The sequence below is a fragment of the Ruegeria sp. HKCCA5763 genome (assembly GCF_013034545.1).
GTDB lineage: Bacteria > Pseudomonadota > Alphaproteobacteria > Rhodobacterales > Rhodobacteraceae > Ruegeria.
In genome coordinates this window covers 213062-231481 of the sequence record NZ_WQGF01000004.1, presented here as the reverse complement: position 1 = coordinate 231481, position 18420 = coordinate 213062, and the positions used below count along the sequence as shown (strand labels likewise).

Here is an 18420-nt window from a genome sequence, read left to right as displayed (position 1 = left end):
GCACAAATGACAAATAAGACTATCCTGTTGATCGGCACCTATGACACCAAAGAACCCGAAATGCGGTTCATCGAAGAGGCAATTCAAACGCAGGGTGCCGATGTGTTGACGATGGATGTGTCCGTTCTGGGAGACCCCTCTGCGCCAGTTGACATCTCAAAACATGACGTGGCCGCGGCTGGTGGCATGACAATTGATGAGGTCATCGCCCAGGGAGACGAAAACAAAGCCTTCCGCATCATGTCTGCCGGGGCCGCTAAAGTGGTTGCGCGGGCCTATGCCGACGGACGGTTTGACGGGATGCTGGCCACCGGTGGCACAATGGGCACCGACCTTGCGCTGGATTGTGCGCAGGCGCTGCCGATGGGTATGCCGAAATACATCGTCTCAACCGTCAGCTTCTCACCGCTTATCCCACCACATCGGCTGGCACCCGATATTCAGATGATCCTTTGGGCGGGCGGCCTCTACGGCATGAATTCAATCTGTCAATCTTCGCTCAGTCAGGCGGCTGGAGCCGTGGTCGGCGCGGCAAAGGCTGCGATCGTACCGGACCGCAGCAAGCCGCTGGTTGGCATGACCAGCCTGGGATCATCCTGTCTTCGGTACATGAAGACCCTCAAACCAGCACTGGAAGAGCGCGGTTTTGAAGTGGCCGTGTTCCATTCCACAGGAATGGGCGGCATGGCCTTTGAAAAACTGGCCAGCGAAGGCGCGTTCGCCTGTGTGATGGATTTCTGCATGCAGGAATTCGGAAACCTGATGGCGGGTTCTGTCGTGTCCAGCGGTGAGGACCGGGTTACCAATGCCGGGCGCATGGGTATCCCGCAGATGGTCGCCCCCGGCGCGTTGGACTTGCTGGATTTTGCGGGCTGGCAGGACATCCCCGAACACTATGCCGATCGCCCTTTTCATGAACACAACCGGTTGATCAAAAGCTCGGTCTTCAACGGGGCCGAACGGCGTGCCTGGATTCGGGAACTTGCCAATCGATTGGGCGCGGCCAAGGGGCCTGTGCATTTCTTTTTGCCGCTGCAAGGCATCGAGGCCTGGGACAAGAAAGGCGAAGAGGCGCATGACCCACAGGCCCTGGCGGAAATGATCGACGAAGCTCGCCAAGTGATGCCGGATCAGGTGCCAATGACTGAACTGGAAGCCCATATCAACGATACGGCGTTCTGCGACGCCGTTTTGGCGCTTTTCGATGAGTGGGTCGAACGTGGCATCGTGACATCCTCGCCTTAGCCTTCACGACCAACGCAAGTGCCTAGACCACTGGTTTGATGCAGTTTCGCTGGCGATCAGGCCCTTAAAGCACACGCCCACTTTGCATGAAATTCATTCACAAAAATCGGCTAATAATGGAATTGAGCTAAAACTTGACCCTTTCTAAGATGCGCGGGAAAACACCTTATCTAGGACGCGCTTATGCGGCGAACACGATCAAGAAGGGCCCCCGGTTCCGAAACTCCAAAGCTGACAACGCCGCCCGTCGGAGGGCGGTTCATGCCACTGGACAACAGCAAACTGGCCCATATCACCGATACGGCGTTTGATATTCTGGAACGGATTGGTGTGTCCGGTGCGCCGGAGGACATTCGCGTATTGGCGTTGGAGCATGGCGCAACGGAACGGGACGACGGGCGCATCACCTTTTCGCGCTCTTTGGTTGAAGACATAATCGCGGGGGCGTGTAAACGCGTAGAACTGCCCGGATTCATTCGGGATCGCGGGATCGAGATTGGAGGCGGCCGCGTCCATATCGGTACCGGCGGTGCAGCGGTGCAGGTGCTGGACGCCGCTACAAATTCGTTTCGCGACAGCACGTTACAAGACTTGTACAGCCTGATGCGCATCGTTGATGCCTGCAACAACATCCATTATTCCCTGCGTCCCGTTGTGGCGCGGGATCTGGAAGACCCGCTGACGCTGGATATCAACACGGCATTTACCGCGATGAAGGCGACTTCGAAACCTATTGGCACAAGTTTTTTCGAGCCCGCCAACGTGCCCTCCGTGGTTGAAATGTTCGACGCGGCTTTGGGCGGCGACGGAGCCTTCAAGGCGCAACCCTTCTGCTTTGCGTCCGTCTGCCACGTGGTGCCACCGCTGACGCTGGCCGAGGAAGCCTGCGGGGTGATGCGTGAATGCGTGCGACTTGGAATGCCGCTACAAATCTGTTCCGCAGCGCAAGCTGGGGCCACAAGCCCGGCCGCGCTGGCTGGCGCCTTGGCGCAGGGTTTGGCGGAATCCTTGGCCGGTCTGGTGCTAGTCAACATGATGCAACCGGGCTTTCCCTGCATTCTGGCCTTCCTGCCCTTTATCTCTGATCTGCGCACCGGCGCCATGACCGGCGGTTCGGGCGAGGCTGCGGTCGCCAACGCTGCTGCGGCGCAGTTGCTATTGAACCTTGGCCTGCCTTCGACCGTGTCAGCAGGTATGACAGATGCCAAGACAGCCGATGCACAATCGGGCTATGAAAAGGGATACACTATCGCGCTCGCGGCACAGAGCGGAGCCGATATGATCAACCTGTCTGTTGGTATGCTGGGCTCGATCATGGCCGCCAGCAATGAAGCACTGGTCATAGACAACGACATGTGCGGGGCCATCCTGCGATCGGTGCGCGGCGTGGAAATGTTCGAAGGCTCGATTGATCTGGACATGATCGAACAGGTCGTGACCGGCGAGGGGCACTTCCTCGGCACTGCTCAGACCCTGGATCTGATGACCAAGGAATACGTCTATCCGTCTTTGGGCGACCGCCAGAGCGTCAATGACTGGCTTGAAAGTGGTGCGCAAACTGTCTGGGACAAGGCCATAGCCCGCGTTGCCGAGATCGAAGCACAGCCCGCACCGTCCCATCTGCCCGCCGACATCGAGGCCGCCCTGCGCGCCCGCATGCCTATCCACTTGAAAGACTAAGCACATGAAAAGCCAAGCCAAAGTTGTGATCATCGGGGGCGGCGCGGTTGGTGTCTCGACCCTTTATCATCTTGCCAAAGCCGGGGTGACCGACACACTGCTGATCGAAAAGAACGAATTGACCAGCGGGTCGACCTGGCACGCAGCGGGCAACATCCCCACCTATGCCAACAGCTGGGGCGGGATGCGCGCGGGCAATTATGCTTGGCGGCTGTATAAGGATCTGGCGGAAGAGGTCGATTATCCGATCACCTACCGCCACACCGGCGCGTTCTGGCCCGCCCACACGCCCGAACGCATGGACCTGTTCCGCCATCTTGTCGGGGTTTCCAAGGGTCTGTGCTATGACATGGCGATGCTCACCCCGTCCGAAATGGATGACATGCACCCTTATTTCAGTTCAGGCGACAGCATCATCGGCGGCATCCTTGACCCCTATGAGGGCGATGTGGACCCTTCGCAACTGACCCAGGCCCTGGCCAAAGGCGCTCGGGATAAGGGCGCGGCGATTGCGCGGTTCACCACAGTCACCGGCATCTCACGCCGCGCTTCGGGCGAGTGGGAGGTTCAGACGGACAAGGGCAATGTTGTCTGTGACATCGTGATCAACGCCGGGGGCTATTACGGTCGCCAGGTGGGTGAGATGGTCGGCCAGAAACTGCCCGTCGTAACGCTGGAACACCAATATTTGGTCACCGAAAGCCTGCCGGAACTGGAAGCGAACCCGGAAAACTTCCCCCTCGTCCGCGACCCGGACATCATGTATTACCTTCGGCGCGAGCGGAACGGGTTGCTGCTGGGCTCTTACGGACACGAAGGGCGGCCCGCGTGGCTGGACGGGATGCCCGATTGCTTTGCCAACCAGCTTTATCCCGACAGCGTCGACGACATCGCCGAAATCCTCGAAGCCGCGCTGGAACATGTGCCGTTATTGGGCGAGGCCGGGGTCAGCCGCTTCGTGAACGGCCCGATACCTTACAGCCCCGATGGCGCGCCGCTCTGTGGTCCGGCCTTTGGTCTGCCGAATTTCTACCACGCTTGCTGTTTCCCGGTGGGTATCACCCACTCAGCAGCAGCGGCGAAAACCCTGACCGAGTGGATTACCGAGGGCGAAACCGAATGGGACATGTCCTTCTGGGATCCCCGCCGCTTTGGCAAGGAATGGGCGACCTTCGATTACACCGTCAAACGCTCGAGCGAGTTGTACGAACATCAATACGCGATCCCCTACCCACATCGTATGTGGAAATCGGGTCGTCCGGTGCAGACCACGCCGCTTTACGATACGCTCAAAGACAAAGGCGCTGTGTTTGGGCAGATTGCCGGATGGGAACGCGCTTTCTGGTTCCAGACAGATCAAATCAAGAATGACGGGCAGCTGGGTTTCCATCACGAGGTCTGGCACGATGCGGTCAAAGCTGAATGCGAAGGCGTGCGGGACCGAGTTGGTGTGATGGATCATGGCGGCTTCACTCGGTATGAAGTCGAAGGACCAAAAGCCACCGAGTTCCTGAACTACGTCTTCTGTGGTGCAATGCCTGGCGTGGGCCGGGTCAAGCTGTCCTATATGCTGACGCCCAAAGGCAAGATTTGGTCCGAAGCCACCATCGCGCGGCTGGATGAAAACAAATACCTGCTCTGCGGCCCGACTCTGGCCGATCAGCGCGATCACGACTGGATGTCGAAATTCCTGCCGGGCGTGGGCGTGACCCTGACCCGAGGTTCGGATTTTGACGCTGCCCTAATGGTCATGGGGCCAAAATCCCGCGACGTCCTGCAACCCCTGACCCAGGATGATCTATCAAAAGAAAACGCGCCTTGGATGTCAGTTCGCGAAATCACTGTTGCGGGTGCTTCGGTCATTGCCCTGCGCGTGTCTTATGTCGGAGAGCTGGGTTGGGAGCTGCACATGCGCAACGCCGATCTGGTCCGCGTCTACACCGCCATAATGGATCAGGGCACTGAACACGGTATTGTCGAGTTCGGCTCTTACGGGCTGAACGCCATGCGGCTTGAGAAAGGCTATCACGGCTGGCGCGCGGATTTCGGTATCGAATACACCGCCTTTGATGCAGGGCTGGATCGTTTTGTCAGTAAAAAGAAAAACAGCTTTGTTGGACGCGACGCGTTTCTGGCGCAGGCTGAGCAGCCGAAGGATTACCATTTCACCGCCTTCGTACTCGACGGCCACGGCGCCGACGCGCTGTCTTCCGACCCCATCTGCCGCGACGGCAAGCCCGTAGGCTATGTCAGCTCGGGCGGCACCGGGTTCCGCATCGGCAAGCGGGTCGCTCTGGGCTATTTGACCGAGGCGGCGCAGCCCAGTGATTTATACCAGATCGAAGTGCTTGGCGTTCCGGTCAATGCGACTGTGGCGACCGTGCCGTTCTACGATCCTGAAAACGACCGGTTGCGGGGATAAAACCCATGGCGAAATCTCTTCCGACGGACGTTCAGGTCGCCATCATTGGCGGCGGCATTGTCGGCTGCGCGACCGCTTATCACCTTGCCAAGGCAGGCTGGTCCGCCGCCTTGTTCGAGCGTAAGAAACTGACCAGCGGAACGACATGGCACGCCGCAGGTCTGGTCAGCGAAACGCAGGGGGTTCCGGTCACGTCGGCGCTGGCGAAGTATGGCCTCGACCTGATGGAAAGCCTTGAGGATGAGACCGGGCAGAAAACCGGTTTCAAGCGCAACGGCTCGATGACCGTGGCGCTGACCGAGGCGCGTATGGAGGAGTTGCGGCGCAAGGTCGACTATGCCCATGGATGCGGGTTGCGCGCAGAAGAGATCAGCCTGACCGAGGCGCAGGATCGCTGGCCTCTGCTGTCCGTCGACGGTGCAAAGGGCGCGTTCTGGTTTCCCGGCGACGGCTATACCAATCCCATCGACACGACGATGGCTCTGGCCAAGGGCGCGCGGGCCCACGGCGCGCAGGTTTTTGAAGATACCAAGGTCACCCGCGTTGTGATCGAAGGCGGTCGCGTTGTCGGCGTTGAAACCGCCGAAGGTCTGGTCAGCGCCGAGCATGTGGTCAACGCCACCGGCATGTGGGCGCGCGAGTTTGGCCTGACTCATGGGGTGCAGATTCCGCTGCATTACACCAACCATTACTACGTTGTGACCGACCCGATTGAGGGTGTGACCGGTGACTTGCCTGTCCTGCGGGTGATGGACGAATACGCCTATTACAAGGAAGAGGCGGGCAAGCTTCTGATCGGTTGTTCCGAGCCAAACGCAACACCGTGGCTGCCCAAGGACGGTTTGCCCGAGACGTTCGAATTCGACGAACTGCCCTGCGATGAGGAACACCTTTTTCCCATCCTTGAAGCCGCGATGGAGCGGGTTCCAGCCTTGGCTGAGTCCGGTATCCGCAAGTTTTTCAACGGGCCGGAGTGCTTTACCCCCGACGCCAAACACTATCTGGGCCCGGTTCCGGATGCGGCGGGCTATTGGGTCGCCGCGGGTTTCAACTCAACCGGAATCCAGAACGGCCCCGGCGCGGGCATGGCGCTGGCCGAATGGATCATGGCCGGTCACATGACCATGGACCTGACCGATGTGGACAGCCGCCGCATCGTGCCGGGCCTGAACGCGCGCAGCTATACCGCGACCAAGGCGGCCGAAACGCTCGGCCATGCTTATGAGATGCATTGGCCCTACTTGCGCAAAACACAGGCGCGCGGTCTACGCCGGACGCCTTACTACACCCACCTGCGCGACGCGGGCGCACAATTCGGCAGCGCCAATGGCTGGGAACGTCCGCTCTACTATGGGCGCGAGATGACGGATGGCTTCGGATGCGAGCCGTGGTTCGACGATTGGCAGGCCGAACATCAGGCTCTGCGCACTAATCTGGGCTGCATCGACCTGACCTTTGGGCGGTTCATCGTCGACGGGCAGGATGCCGAGGCACAGATGCAGCGGCTCTGCGGGGCTAATATGGCCGTGACACCAGGCGCGCTGGTCTACACCCATATGTTCAACCCGCAAGGCGGGATCGAGGCAGACGTAACCGTCGCACGCCTGAATGCAAACCGCTACATGGTCATGGCCTCGGCCGGGGCTGAGCCTCAGACGGACTACTGGCTGAAAAAGCAGCTGGCAGGTACGGATGTATCCGTGGTCAACGTGACCTCGTCCGAGGCAACACTGGCCCTGATGGGACCGCGCGCGCGGGACTTTTTAGCCAAGCTGACCGATGCCGATTTGTCGAACGACACGTTCCCCTTTGGAACATGGCAGGCATTGAATGTCGGTCATGCTCCGATCCGGGCACAGCGGATCACCTATGTAGGTGAGCTGGGATGGGAGCTGCATGTCCCTGCCGAGTTCGCCCAGCAGGTGTTCGAAACAATCATGGCTGCGCCCGATGCACCGCGCTTATGTGGCGGCATGTCAGTTGACTCATGCCGCATCGAAAAGGGCTTTCGCCACTGGGGCCACGACATCGGACCACATGACAGCCCGGTCGAAAGCGGCCTGACCTTTGCCTGTGACTTCGCCACCGAGTTCACCGGCAAAGCCGCCATCGAAGCCCGCAAATCTGCGGGGTCTGCAAGCCGGTTGCTGTCTTTCCGGTTGGAAATCCCAGAGGCGCTGGTCTTTGGCAAAGAGCCGATCCTGTGCGACGGCCAGATTGTCGGGCGTTTGACCTCGGCCAGCTATGGGTGGACCGTAGGCGGTGCGATTGGCATGGGCTATGTCACACGTCCCGACGGGATGGCCATGAAAGAGCTTGCCAAACGCAGCTATCAAATCATGGTTGCAGGAAAAACCATCGCCACAACGGCGAGCCTGCGCGCACTTTATGATCCCGGAAACGAAAAGATGCGCGGTTAAGGAACCGCGCATCTCCAATATCTAACGCTGTAAACCTGTGGTGTCAGCCGTCCTGACCCATCTCTTTTACGGCAGCCAGAAGGCGCGCGATCTCTTTTTCGGTGTTATAATGGCAGAACGAGATGCGGATACAATCCGGCAAACCCAGCGGATTCAGTACGTTGCCGGAATAATGATCGGCCTTGCGCACATGGGTTCTGATACCCTGCGCGTTCAGAGTGGCGACCACATCCTCGGATGAATGGCCATCAACAACGATCGACACCAGACCTTCGCGCGCGGGGTTGTCCGCTCCGGCCAGAATTGTGACGTGATCCATATCGCGCAGACCTGGCAGGTTGCCAGTGCCATTGATGGCAGTGTTGGTCAGATGCGTTTCGTAGGCATGGATGGCTCGACCCGCAGCTTCGATCCGTTGGCGGGGTTCGGTTTCATCCGAAACCTCTCCACCCAGCCAGTCGAAATACGACACGACATCAGAAACAGTAGCATAAGAGCCGGTGTCTCGTGTGCCGAACTCCCAACCGGTTGCAGGAGCGTCGATCAACATGTCGTGCGGAACAGCACTTAGCTTGTCGGAAATCCACGCAATGCCATATCCGTGGCGTGAGAAAACTTTGTACGGTGAAATCGCATAGCCATCGACATTGTAGGCATCCAGATCCAGCTGCCCATGAGCTGCGTGCTGAATGCCATCCACGATGATCAGGCAATCCGGCGCAACTGCGCGAATCGCGCTCGAGATTGCGGCAACATCCATACCCATACCGGTCACGGGCGACGCATGCAGGATCGTTGCAACCGCCACGTCCGGAGTCATGAGTGCAGCATAGTCCTCGGGCGTGACCAAACCGGTATCGTCGTCATGTGCAACATTGACATAGTCCAGCCCGGCGATCCCGGCCCACCGGCGCGCAGCACTGCGAGTGGCGGGGTGTTCGATGGACGACCCGATCACCTTTGCCCCCTTTGGAGCGGTCAAACAGGCGGTTCGGATCAAGCGGAACAAAAGTTCTGTCCCGCTTTCCCCTGCAAAGAACTGACCCGATGACGCGTTCATGAAGACGGTCAGGTCTTGCTTGGCCTTGTTGATCACGTTCTGGGTACCCTGCCCCGCCGGGTTGATGCGACCTGGGTTGTCGGGGATTGCGGCATAAAAGGCTGAGGTTTCAGCCACGGATTTCAATGTCAGCGCACCACCAGCGTTTTCGAAGAAAATGCGCTCGCCCTGAAACGGGCAGCTGTCGACATGAGCAAAACGGTCACGGATTGCGTCGATAAGGGCGGGATTGTCTTGGATCATAGTTTAGTCCTGTGAGTTGTCAGAGCGCGCGGCTCACGATCGTGCGGCAAAGCTCGGCCACCGCGACATGGCTTTGGCGGGGAAACCCATCGACGCTGTCGTCGACGATCCCGTGGGTTGAATTGATCAGGCCGTTGGAGACCATGGTGTCCAGCAGAAGGGTTTCTCGGTTTGGTGTGTGCAGAAGTTTGGCGTTGCCCGCACGCGCTGCCATGGCAGCAGCAATCGCGGTACAGCCCCAATTGGAACAGGCAGCCGTCACCAATACATCACAGCCTGTCACAGCGCCGATCCCACCACCGCAACCACATTGGCATGTGTCTCCGTAGGGGACATGTGCCTTCACATGGTCGGCGACCTTACCCATGCCGATTTCGTTGCCACCATCGCCAACCGCCACTACTGGGATGCCGCGCTCAAGTGCCAGATCGAACAGGAAATCGACACGCGCGCGACCCATGCCATAGTCGATACCGCGCATTGAGTGATAGACGCCAAATTCATTGCGCCCGACACGCTCGGTCGAGAACAACAGATCAGGGTTCAGCTTGGCCAGAAGGGTCTCGGCCTGCGCCTTCCCGTCCGCATCATCGGTGGCGTAGGGAAGCATAACAATCGTGGCAAGGCTTTTGTCTGCCTTCGCAATCGCCGCCTGTTCCACCGTGACGGGAAAAAGCCCGGCAGCCTGACAGGTGTTCTGGATCGCAGGCAGCAGAGTTTCCTCGCACAGCATGACGCAGGTCACATTGCGGGCCAGTACCAGCGCGCGCGCAATCGCTGCCGCACCCGAGGGGCCATCGTTTTCACCCAGATCAGGCGTGATCCAGGCCCGCGAGACCGATCCGGTAGTCAACACAACTGTTCCACCCTCTGGCACTGCCATCAGCGCATCCGCAGCCGCCCCAACCAGCGACCGGCCTTCCAGCGCACGGGCTGCCTCGAACAGGTGCTCAACGCCGCGTTCGCCCATATCGATGTTCACAAGCTGTTCCAGTCGATTATCCAGCCGGGTGATCAAAGCCGTATCGGCCATTCACGTGTCTCCAAACAGTGTTGCCGCAAACCATTTCTTGTCGTGCAAATGCCGCGCAGTCTGGCGCATTGCCGACATCAAACAGTCAGCCACCGCCATTGCACCCCCAGCCCTCGCCACAGCACCCGATGTCGGTTTGAGCCGGATCGAGACACGCCCGCCGGGTTGCCCATGGGTGTTGACCGTGACAATCCCTTTGCTCTGCAGCATTAACATACCAATGGCCGCGGTCACCTCGGCTGGCACCAATTCTGACCTGTCGGCCCCGGCCATGCCCAGAACAATCTCCATCGCTTCCTGTTCATCGATCTTTGGACCAAGAGCCGACCGAGTGATGCGCCCTTGCCCCAGCACGCTGTCCAGCGCGTCGGCCAGGTCCTGACCATCCCGCGCCTCTTGCAGCAACAGATCGGGGGTAAATCCTTGCAGACTACGCATTGCACCCACGGCGACGGGGGCACGAGCCTCCATCCCAAGCTCACTCGCTTTCGCTTGCACAGGAACCAACGCCGCAGCCTCACCACACAGGACACCAGCGCGCGGGCCAGACAGGCCAGCCTTGTCTGCATTGGTGATAATCAAATCAGCCCCAAAGGACAGCGACGCTCCACCGCCGTACAGCACCGGGCGGAACCGCGCACCATAGGCGTCATCCAGGAACGTGACACAGCCCGCCTTGTTCCCAGCCGTAGCGGCGTCGCGGATCAGATCATCGCCAAGCATCGACAGTTCCGAGGTGACAGGCGTGATCACGAATAGCGCCGGGTTGTCTTCTGCCAGAGCCTTTTGCACTGCGTCCAGATCATGAACCTCTCGCACCGGCACGCCAGCCAGCCGTGCCCCGCGCAGAAGCGAGGCATGGCTGCGGTCGCCTGCGGCCACCAAAGAAAGCACCGGGTTGCCGCCTGAATGCGCCAACACAGTCGCCACGATCCCCGCGCTAGTGCGATTGACCACTGCCGCCGCCTCATGCCCCTGTCCACCCAGATGCGCGATAGCAGCCTTGCGCAGCTCTTCCCCGAACAGGCCAGGACCAATCCATTCCTCACACAGCAGGCTCAGATCGTCCGGTGTGGCGGGAAAAAACCGCAGGTTACCGGTACAGATAGCGATCTTGTCGATGCCTTCGCGGGCCACGAAATCTCTGGCCACGCGACCGGCCTGCGCCAACCTGCGCACCTCATCCCCCGAGCCCCGCAGCAGCGCCCCCCGAGCATATCCCACGCCCGGGTCAATTGCATTGCCGAACCGGTCCGTGCTCACGCGCCGCCCTCGATATTGATTGTGACGCATTTGCGGTATGTATATGCCTCTAGCGCTCCCTCAATCGAGTATTCGCTGCCCATACCCGACTGCTTGGTGCCCCCGTAAGACATCCCAGGGATTTGCCCGCCGCCCTGATTTACCTGAATCCAGCCTGCATCGATAGCGCGCGTCAGGCGCGTTATGCGGCTGACGTCATGGGTGAACAGGAAGGCTGCAAGACCATAGTGAGTGTCATTGGCCATAGCGATCACCTCCTCTTCGGTCTCGAAGGGGATCGCGACCATCACCGGGCCGAACACCTCTTCACGGGAGATGCGCCAATTGTTATCAACGCCGGTGATGATGGTGGGGTTCGGGCAGAAACCCGCCGGGTCTTCCGCTGGCGTTTCGCCGATCAGGAAGGTGGCCCCTTCTGCCTCAGCTTCGGCCACATAGGCGCGGATTTCACCATAGCGTTCCGCGTTAACCACCGCGCCCATATCCACGTCTGGATCCAGCGCATCACCCACTTTCAAAGCTGCCGATTTCTCGGCGACCTTCGGCATCAACTCATCCCAGATATCCTTGTGCACAAACAGGCGCGATCCGGCGGTACAACTTTGGCCCTGCCGCATGAACCGCATCGCGTTTGCCACCTGCTGCGCGGTGCTGTCCAGACGGCCATCGGCGATGGCGTCAGGGAAGACGATGGTCGGGGATTTCCCGCCCAGTTCCAGAGTAAGTTTTGCAATGCGATCAGCCGTGGCATGGCCAATTAACTTGCCCACATCGCTTGAACCGGTAAAGGACACCTTGTCGATACCCGGATGCGAAGCAAGCGCTGCACCAGCTTCCTCTCCCAACCCAGTGACCACATTAAAAACACCCGGTGGAAACAAGCCATCCGCAAGTTCAGCCAGTTTCAGGATTGCCAGGGGCGCATCTTCGGCAGGTTTCAACACCAGGCAGTTGCCGGTGGCAAGCGCCATCGAAATCTTCACCGCACCAAGCTGCAATGGAGAATTCCAGGGGATGATCGAGCCCACAACCCCATGTGGCTCGCGCGTCGAATAGCTCAGCAGTCCCGGGCCGAGCGGCAGGGTTTCGCCCTTTTGCTCAACCGCCACACCACCATAATACTTCAGAACGCCCGCCGCGCCCAATGCCTCTCCGCGTGACTGGGTTTTGATCGCATTCCCGCTTTCAGCAGCCAGCACGCGGGCGACTTCTTCGACATTTTCTTCCAGGCGACGGCCGAGTTCGGTCAACAGTTTGCCACGCTCGCTTGCCGCCAAAACGCGCCACGCTGGGAGCGCGGCACGGGCGGCTTCGACGGCCAAGTCGACCTCGGTTGACGTGCCGCGACCAACCTCGCAGATGGGTGCGCGACGCGAGGGATTTTCGACCACTAGTCGCCCTTCGGGCCAGTGCCATGCCCCGTTGATATAGCTTCCGGCCAAACCCGCTTCGGGCAGTTTCGGTTCCAGGTGTGTCGTCATCCCTGTTCTCCTTGGCAGGCTAGAGGTATTTCAGAATAAGTCGCGCCGCCTGGAGGGAGTTCAGCGGCGCAGCGACCGGGTGAGAGCTTGGATCTGACCCTAAAGCAAATCAGATCTTGGTGCGGACCACGGCCCACGCGTCGTCCAACGCGCCCTTGAACCGTTCAGTCGCAACATCAATCTCATCCTCATTGATGATCAGCGGCGGCATAAAGCTCATCCGGTCGCCAATCGCCCGCAAGTACAGACCCCGATCATGGGCAAAGTTCTGCACAAGTTCGCCCACTTTCCAAGAGGGATCGAAAGGTTCGCGGGTTTTGGCATCCTTCATCAGTTCGAAACCGCAGAACAGGCCAACACCCCGCACCTCGGCCACAAGCGGGTGATCGGCCATAGCGTGGCATTTTTCCAGGAACCGGGTCGAGACCCTGCGGACATGGCCGACCAGATCCATCTCGTCGTATATATCCAACGCCTCAAGCCCGACGGCAGCACCTACCGGGTGTCCGGCATATGTGTAGCCGTGACCGAACGTGCCAACCTCATCCGAGTTCTTCATCATGTCGGCGTAAATCTCATCCTTGAACATCAGCGCCGAGATCGGGAAAAACGCCGCCGACAGCGCTTTGGCACACGAGATCATGTCAGGCTCTAACCCCCAGGTCTGCGAGCCCCACATATTGCCGGTGCGACCAAAGCCGCAAACGACCTCGTCGGCCAGGAACTTGATGTCGTATTTACGTAGAACCGCCTGCATTTCTCGCCAATAGCCTTCGGGCGGCATCAGTGCACCACCGCCTGAGATGGCCGGTTCGGCAAAGAATGCCGCCACGGTTTCAGGGCCTTCCGCTAAAATCAGCTCTTGAAACTTGGCCGCCATTCTGGCCGAGAACTCTTCTTCGCTCTCACCGTCGATGTGGAAGCGGTAGTAGTTTGGCAATTCGGTGTGCTTGAATTCGGACAGCGGCAGGCCAAATTTGGCATGCATATGCGGTTGGCCCGACAAGGACACGGTGGCTATCGTGTTGCCATGGTAACCGCGTACGCGGCCAATGATCTTACGGCGATTGGGCTCGCCTTTGGCGGTGTTGGCGTACCACAGCAGCTTGATCGCAGTATCGTTCGCCTCGGACCCGGAACACTGGAACATTACCCGGTCCATGTCGACCGGAGCCATACCAATCAGGCGCTCACCCAATTCCGCAACACGTGGGTGCGAACGGTTGTAGAAGGTCGGTGCAAAAGGCAGAACATCCATCTGGCGTTTGGCCGCGTTGGATAGGCGCTCGTTATGGTAACCCAACGAGACGCAACCCAGCCCGGAAAACCCGTCGATGATCTCATGCCCTTCGCTGTCGTAGATGAAGACGCCCTTACCATGGGTGATCATGGTCGGGCCATTCTCGGCATGCTGACGCAAATTAGACTGCGGATGGACGTGATGCGCCTTGTCCTGTTCAATCGCGCGTCGGGCGTCAACGTTCATGGCGTATGCTCCAAAAGAAAACCTGCCGGGACTTCACCTTGTTATTGACTGAATTTCAATTTCGAAGTTTTTTGGTTTTTGTGAATATTTTTCAGGCTAAAAACACATGAAACCTCTCCTCGATCTGCGCCACCTGCAATTGATCCAAGCCATCAATGAAACTGGCCGGATCACTGATGCCGCCAAAAAGCTGGGCGTGACACCTTCGGCCCTGTCGCATCGTCTGCGAGAGGCCGAGCGCAGACTGGATGTGCCTCTGTTCACCCGAATGCACAAGAAACTGCGCCGGACGCCCGCTGCCGACTACATGGCAATCGTGGCCGAGCGCATCCTGACCGATCTGAGCCGCGCGGAAGAGGACGTGCGGCGCATGAATGCCAACGTACAACATGTCGTACGTCTGTCGGTTGAAGCCTACAGCAACTATCGCTGGCTGCCCTCGTTCATCAAGTTCATGAAGGCGCGCACCGACGGGATTGATATCCAAATCATGGCTGGCGCGCGCAGCGACCCGCTGAGCGGGCTACTAAACCGGCATCTGGACATCGCGATTACCTCTGGCACGGTCTCGCAAGCCGGGCTCAGCAGCATCAAACTGTTTGACGACCCTTTGCTTTACATCATGCCACCGTCACATCGTCTGGCGGATCACCCATATGTGGAAGGGTCTGATATCGTGGGTGAGCCATTTATCACCTATACCAAGATCCCAGAGCCTGACCGCGAATTCGCGCTGTTGTTCCGCCCGACGGACAGCTACCCGAAATGGGCTGCAACTGTCGAATTGCCCGAAGCGATTGTCGAGTTGGTTGCCTCGGATCTGGGTACCAGTGTGCTTTCGAACTGGGCGCTTCAGTCAGCGCTCAAAGAAGGCCGCATCGTTGGCGCTCAGGTTACTCGGGACGGTATTTCCGTGCCGTGGCACGCAGTATTAAGGTCAGAGGATATGGAAGATGGTGATCCGATTTTACAAATCGCCAAGTTGTTGTCGGAATGGTGCAGCCTGCCTGACTGTGGGTTTCACATAACCTGACTGCAATAGGTCTAAAGTGCGATGTCAGCTAATGACACAAGGGGTTTCTCGTTCTTGACATGACGGTCAATGAGTTTCCGTTGCTGTTTGCCCGTCGGGATGAACCCGGCAGGCTCTGGCAACACATCCGTTTGTTTCAGTTCTGGGAACAGCACGAAAATCTCTTCTCGCGCCTCAGCGCTAATCGCCTTGAGCGCTTCGGGCCCGGTAAACAGGCTCTCTGACGGCGCGCCTTCAGCAAAGATGATCTCGTGCCGGTCAAACAGCAGGTGGAAGTATTCGACTTCCTGGACAGTCTTGTCCACGTAAACCCCAGGAAGGCTTGTCAATTTGATAGCCGGGACAAGAACCTCTGGGACGCCAAACATGCGTTCGGCAATGGACGAGCGGACAAGCATTCGATGCTGCCGCGATATCAACAGATCCCTCTGCGGAAATCCGTTTCCCAGAGACCCGGCAAGAATTCGAACCGGGTATAGCTTTGGGTTGGCATGAAGCTCTGATTCAGCGACCCGCCGTCTGCCAATCCATCGCACAGGTTGAGGTCCATGTTGACGTGTAAGGACCAGATCCGACAGTGTAATCTGTTCGACCCGCTCTGGCCCGGTCGTCGTTGAAATCAATGTTGACCCGGTGAAACAAGGTACCAGACTGCTCTCATCGACAGGCGGCTGTCCCGAAGACCCTGGCCCTTCTGCGGATGAGATAACCTCAAGCGGCACTCCGCGCGGTGGGAAACTACCAACAAAGGCCACACCTTCGGTGGTGCCAAACGAAGGAGAGGAATTGTTAATGTTGACACCAAGAACCTGATAGGTTTGCCCGGTGCTGTTGTCACGCAGCGTGATGCTGTATTCAGCCTCGATACGCGTCCCATCGGCATAGGTCGTACCATCAAAGCTCTGAGCACCGTTTAAGCGCTGGTTCCCGTCATTGTCGTCAAAATCGGAGTCCGATCCGGCGTCTGACACGTTTAGATCCGTCAGCGGGCCATTGCCGATCGTTATAAATTGACCGACAAGGTTTGACCCATCACCCTGGGTGATACCGCTCAGGCTTTCACCTCCAGTGATCGAGACCTGGCTGGCAGCCAAAGCGTGTACGATATAGTCAGCCATGTCCCCTCAGCTCACTTGCGGAACGCTTTTTCAGGCTAAAGGATTGTCGGCTTCTTGCAAACAGGCACAACAGATAAACATTGACGGATTCGCTATTGACGGACATTTCGCCCAAAGCAGCGCTACGTGAAAAGAGTTACAATCCACGGTCTGGTATGCTGCGGGCAAGCACATTCTCCAGCGCCTCAGCGGCAGCCTCCAGATTAGTGCAGGCAATGACCCCGATCTCGGTCAGCTGATCGGTCACATCCACAGGCAGGCTTGTATTCGTGCCTTCTGGTATCTCGTTCAACCGACCGCCGATCAGAACCGGCACATCCAACCCGGCCTCTTCCAACTTTTGCAACAGTGTTTTTGAGTACCGCAACGCCACGCCATTATACGTGCTAAGTGCAATGGCATCGGCCGCGTTTTGTTTGACCAAGGCCACAATGTGATCCGGGTCGCTTGAAACGCCACCATCTATGACAACAAATCCTGCTTTGCCGAACACCAGATCCAAAAGCATCTTCCCATGCTCGTGCACATCTGTGGTTGCAGTCAGAATACGGGCAGAAGACTTGGCCAAATGGGCCACTGCCCGACCGGCTTCAGAGGACATGAAACGCGCGGCGGCTTCTTCTAGTTCGCGATATGTTGTAGCGCTTACAATGGGGGTTCTGCGACGCGGCGCATCTGGCCTTTCTTCACCTCCGCCAAAGGCTTGCTCCAAAGCGCGCCCACCGATGCGACGCAGGGCCAGCAGCATCTCAAAGGGATCGTCTGTATTGATGCCACCTTTTGACAATCCAGCAAGAACCCGATCTGCAAAACGCTGACCTTCGCGTAGCAGCATATCGCTGATCCGATCAATCTCAGTCATGTCAAACAGGGGCAGATACCCCTCTGCCAGCTCGGTCAACCTGCTCAAATGACATTGTGCGTCGCAAATCTCGGTCACGTCGGGGATGCGCTCATTCTCGCTTACTGGAACCGGGTTCAGCGCGTGCCCGCTTGGTCGCAACCGCTGCGCCACAATATCGGACAAAAGATACGAGGACAGCCCTGCATAGTTTTCGGCACGCGATCCTTTGTAAAGCACCGTTGCGCCATAGATCTGCGACCCCGGAACCCCATCGCTGATCTGCGCCAAGGCGCGTTGAAATGCCAGACGCGTCAGGGGTTCGGTAAAGTGATGGCCATAGCAAACAGCATAAGGCGCGCCGATCAGCCCGGTTACAATGTGCTTCTCAAGCAAAGCCTGACCCAAGACCGAGGTCAGGTCCTCGAATATTGCGGCGTATCCGTCATCCAGATTTGAGTGCACCAATACAGGAACAGGTTGCGCGGCAATCAGGCCAAGCGCCTTAACGGTAGCTTTTGTGGTCTCTATATCGTCTTGGTAGCCCGGCAGACGAAACGTGAAATACTGCCCCAGATTGCCGATCGTTGTGGCCCCAGCCGCAAGTGCAGCGCATGTGTTTTCCAGAGCTGCCGGAAACCCCAGCATGAAATCACCGAAATGCATCGCCGCGGGGCTGGCTTGTGTAAGACGCGCAAACGCGTCCGCGTCCTTTAGGATAACACCTGTTCCACGCACGTTTTCGGTTCTTTGATGTCTCGGAAACCCCATCGACCAATCCAGACACATACCAAAGCGATCAACCCGTGCACCGCGCTGGGCGCAGGTATCATACACCCTTCGGATGGCATCAATACTGTGGGACACGTCCCGAAATCCAAGATGCGCATGCTGCATAACCTGCCCGGACCGGATCATGGACTTCTTGTAGTCAATCTCGTTCTTGTACCCGGTCGCGACCTGGAAAGCACTGCTGCCGACACGCCAGTCCGACACCATTTTTTTACCACAGCTCAACAGCTCTGGGCCGCTGATCAGGTCCTGCTCTGGCAGAAGCGCCGCTCTGTCAATTCTGAGGTTTCGATCGTCCATTTC

The 18420-nt window shown here is 58.4% G+C and carries 12 protein-coding genes; 5 read left to right on the top strand and 7 right to left on the bottom strand.

Features of this window, described 5'->3' with window-relative positions; translation table 11 throughout:
* Nucleotides 1–6: 6 nt before the first annotated feature.
* The 4 genes from GOV89_RS09520 to GOV89_RS09505 all read left to right on the top strand — a co-directional run bounded on the left by GOV89_RS09520 (nucleotide 7) and on the right by GOV89_RS09505 (nucleotide 7767).
* Nucleotides 7–1245, top strand: a complete 1239-nt coding sequence (locus GOV89_RS09520; RefSeq protein WP_171176597.1) for a Tm-1-like ATP-binding domain-containing protein — start codon at nucleotides 7–9, stop codon at nucleotides 1243–1245.
* A 261-nt stretch (nucleotides 1246–1506) separates the two neighbouring features.
* The gene (locus GOV89_RS09515) at nucleotides 1507–2925 is read left to right on the top strand and encodes a trimethylamine methyltransferase family protein (RefSeq protein ID WP_171238020.1); all 1419 of its coding nucleotides are present in this window, start codon (nucleotides 1507–1509) and stop codon (nucleotides 2923–2925) included.
* 4 nt (nucleotides 2926–2929) lie between these two features.
* Nucleotides 2930–5347: an FAD-dependent oxidoreductase gene (locus GOV89_RS09510; protein ID WP_171176593.1), complete on the top strand. Its 2418-nt coding sequence runs from the start codon at nucleotides 2930–2932 to the stop codon at nucleotides 5345–5347.
* Between the two features lie 5 nt (nucleotides 5348–5352).
* On the top strand, nucleotides 5353–7767 hold the full coding sequence (locus GOV89_RS09505; RefSeq protein ID WP_171176591.1) for an FAD-dependent oxidoreductase: 2415 nt from the start codon (nucleotides 5353–5355) through the stop codon (nucleotides 7765–7767).
* 43 nt (nucleotides 7768–7810) lie between these two features.
* Here GOV89_RS09505 and GOV89_RS09500 read toward each other — a convergent pair whose 3' ends face one another.
* From GOV89_RS09500 to GOV89_RS09480, 5 genes are all read right to left on the bottom strand, one after another.
* Nucleotides 7811–9070 carry an aminotransferase class V-fold PLP-dependent enzyme gene (locus tag GOV89_RS09500; protein ID WP_171176589.1) on the bottom strand — a complete coding sequence of 420 codons (1260 nt, stop codon included), beginning with the start codon at nucleotides 9068–9070 and terminating at the stop codon, nucleotides 7811–7813.
* Nucleotides 9071–9089: 19 nt separating this feature from the next.
* Nucleotides 9090–10103, bottom strand: a complete 1014-nt coding sequence (locus tag GOV89_RS09495) for a glutamate cyclase domain-containing protein (RefSeq protein WP_171176587.1) — start codon at nucleotides 10101–10103, stop codon at nucleotides 9090–9092.
* The gene (locus GOV89_RS09490; protein WP_171176585.1) at nucleotides 10104–11366 is read right to left on the bottom strand and encodes an aminotransferase class I/II-fold pyridoxal phosphate-dependent enzyme; all 1263 of its coding nucleotides are present in this window, start codon (nucleotides 11364–11366) and stop codon (nucleotides 10104–10106) included.
* Entirely contained in the window at nucleotides 11363–12847 is a 1485-nt protein-coding gene (locus tag GOV89_RS09485) for an aldehyde dehydrogenase family protein (protein ID WP_171176583.1), read from the bottom strand. Before GOV89_RS09485 ends, GOV89_RS09490 begins: the two co-directional genes overlap by 4 nt.
* Before the next feature lie 109 nt (nucleotides 12848–12956).
* Nucleotides 12957–14333: an aminotransferase gene (locus tag GOV89_RS09480; RefSeq protein ID WP_171176581.1), complete on the bottom strand. Its 1377-nt coding sequence runs from the start codon at nucleotides 14331–14333 to the stop codon at nucleotides 12957–12959.
* A 106-nt stretch (nucleotides 14334–14439) separates the two neighbouring features.
* Between GOV89_RS09480 and GOV89_RS09475 the strand changes: the two genes are divergently transcribed.
* Entirely contained in the window at nucleotides 14440–15366 is a 927-nt protein-coding gene (locus tag GOV89_RS09475) for a LysR family transcriptional regulator (RefSeq protein ID WP_171176579.1), read from the top strand.
* A gap of 11 nt (nucleotides 15367–15377) precedes the next feature.
* Here the strand turns inward: GOV89_RS09475 and GOV89_RS09470 are convergent, their stop codons facing one another.
* Both GOV89_RS09470 and GOV89_RS09465 read right to left on the bottom strand, forming a co-directional pair.
* Nucleotides 15378–16484 carry a Hint domain-containing protein gene (locus GOV89_RS09470; RefSeq protein ID WP_171176577.1) on the bottom strand — a complete coding sequence of 369 codons (1107 nt, stop codon included), beginning with the start codon at nucleotides 16482–16484 and terminating at the stop codon, nucleotides 15378–15380.
* Nucleotides 16485–16620: 136 nt separating this feature from the next.
* A complete protein-coding gene (locus GOV89_RS09465; protein ID WP_171176575.1) occupies nucleotides 16621–18417 on the bottom strand; it encodes a cobalamin-dependent protein in 1797 nt (598 codons plus the stop codon).
* Nucleotides 18418–18420 lie beyond the last annotated feature (3 nt).

What these genes read in the sequence shown, in the direction of transcription:
- GOV89_RS09520 (WP_171176597.1), top strand. Translation starts at nt 7, where the DNA reads ATGACAAATAAGACTATCCTGTTGATCGGCACCTATGACACCAAAGAA.
- GOV89_RS09515 (WP_171238020.1), top strand. Translation starts at nt 1,507, where the DNA reads ATGCCACTGGACAACAGCAAACTGGCCCATATCACCGATACGGCGTTT.
- GOV89_RS09510 (WP_171176593.1), top strand. Translation starts at nt 2,930, where the DNA reads ATGAAAAGCCAAGCCAAAGTTGTGATCATCGGGGGCGGCGCGGTTGGT.
- GOV89_RS09505 (WP_171176591.1), top strand. Translation starts at nt 5,353, where the DNA reads ATGGCGAAATCTCTTCCGACGGACGTTCAGGTCGCCATCATTGGCGGC.
- GOV89_RS09500 (WP_171176589.1), bottom strand. Translation starts at nt 9,070, where the DNA reads ATGATCCAAGACAATCCCGCCCTTATCGACGCAATCCGTGACCGTTTT.
- GOV89_RS09495 (WP_171176587.1), bottom strand. Translation starts at nt 10,103, where the DNA reads ATGGCCGATACGGCTTTGATCACCCGGCTGGATAATCGACTGGAACAG.
- GOV89_RS09485 (WP_171176583.1), bottom strand. Translation starts at nt 12,847, where the DNA reads ATGACGACACACCTGGAACCGAAACTGCCCGAAGCGGGTTTGGCCGGA.
- GOV89_RS09480 (WP_171176581.1), bottom strand. Translation starts at nt 14,333, where the DNA reads ATGAACGTTGACGCCCGACGCGCGATTGAACAGGACAAGGCGCATCAC.
- GOV89_RS09475 (WP_171176579.1), top strand. Translation starts at nt 14,440, where the DNA reads ATGAAACCTCTCCTCGATCTGCGCCACCTGCAATTGATCCAAGCCATC.
- GOV89_RS09470 (WP_171176577.1), bottom strand. Translation starts at nt 16,484, where the DNA reads ATGGCTGACTATATCGTACACGCTTTGGCTGCCAGCCAGGTCTCGATC.
- GOV89_RS09465 (WP_171176575.1), bottom strand. Translation starts at nt 18,417, where the DNA reads ATGGACGATCGAAACCTCAGAATTGACAGAGCGGCGCTTCTGCCAGAG.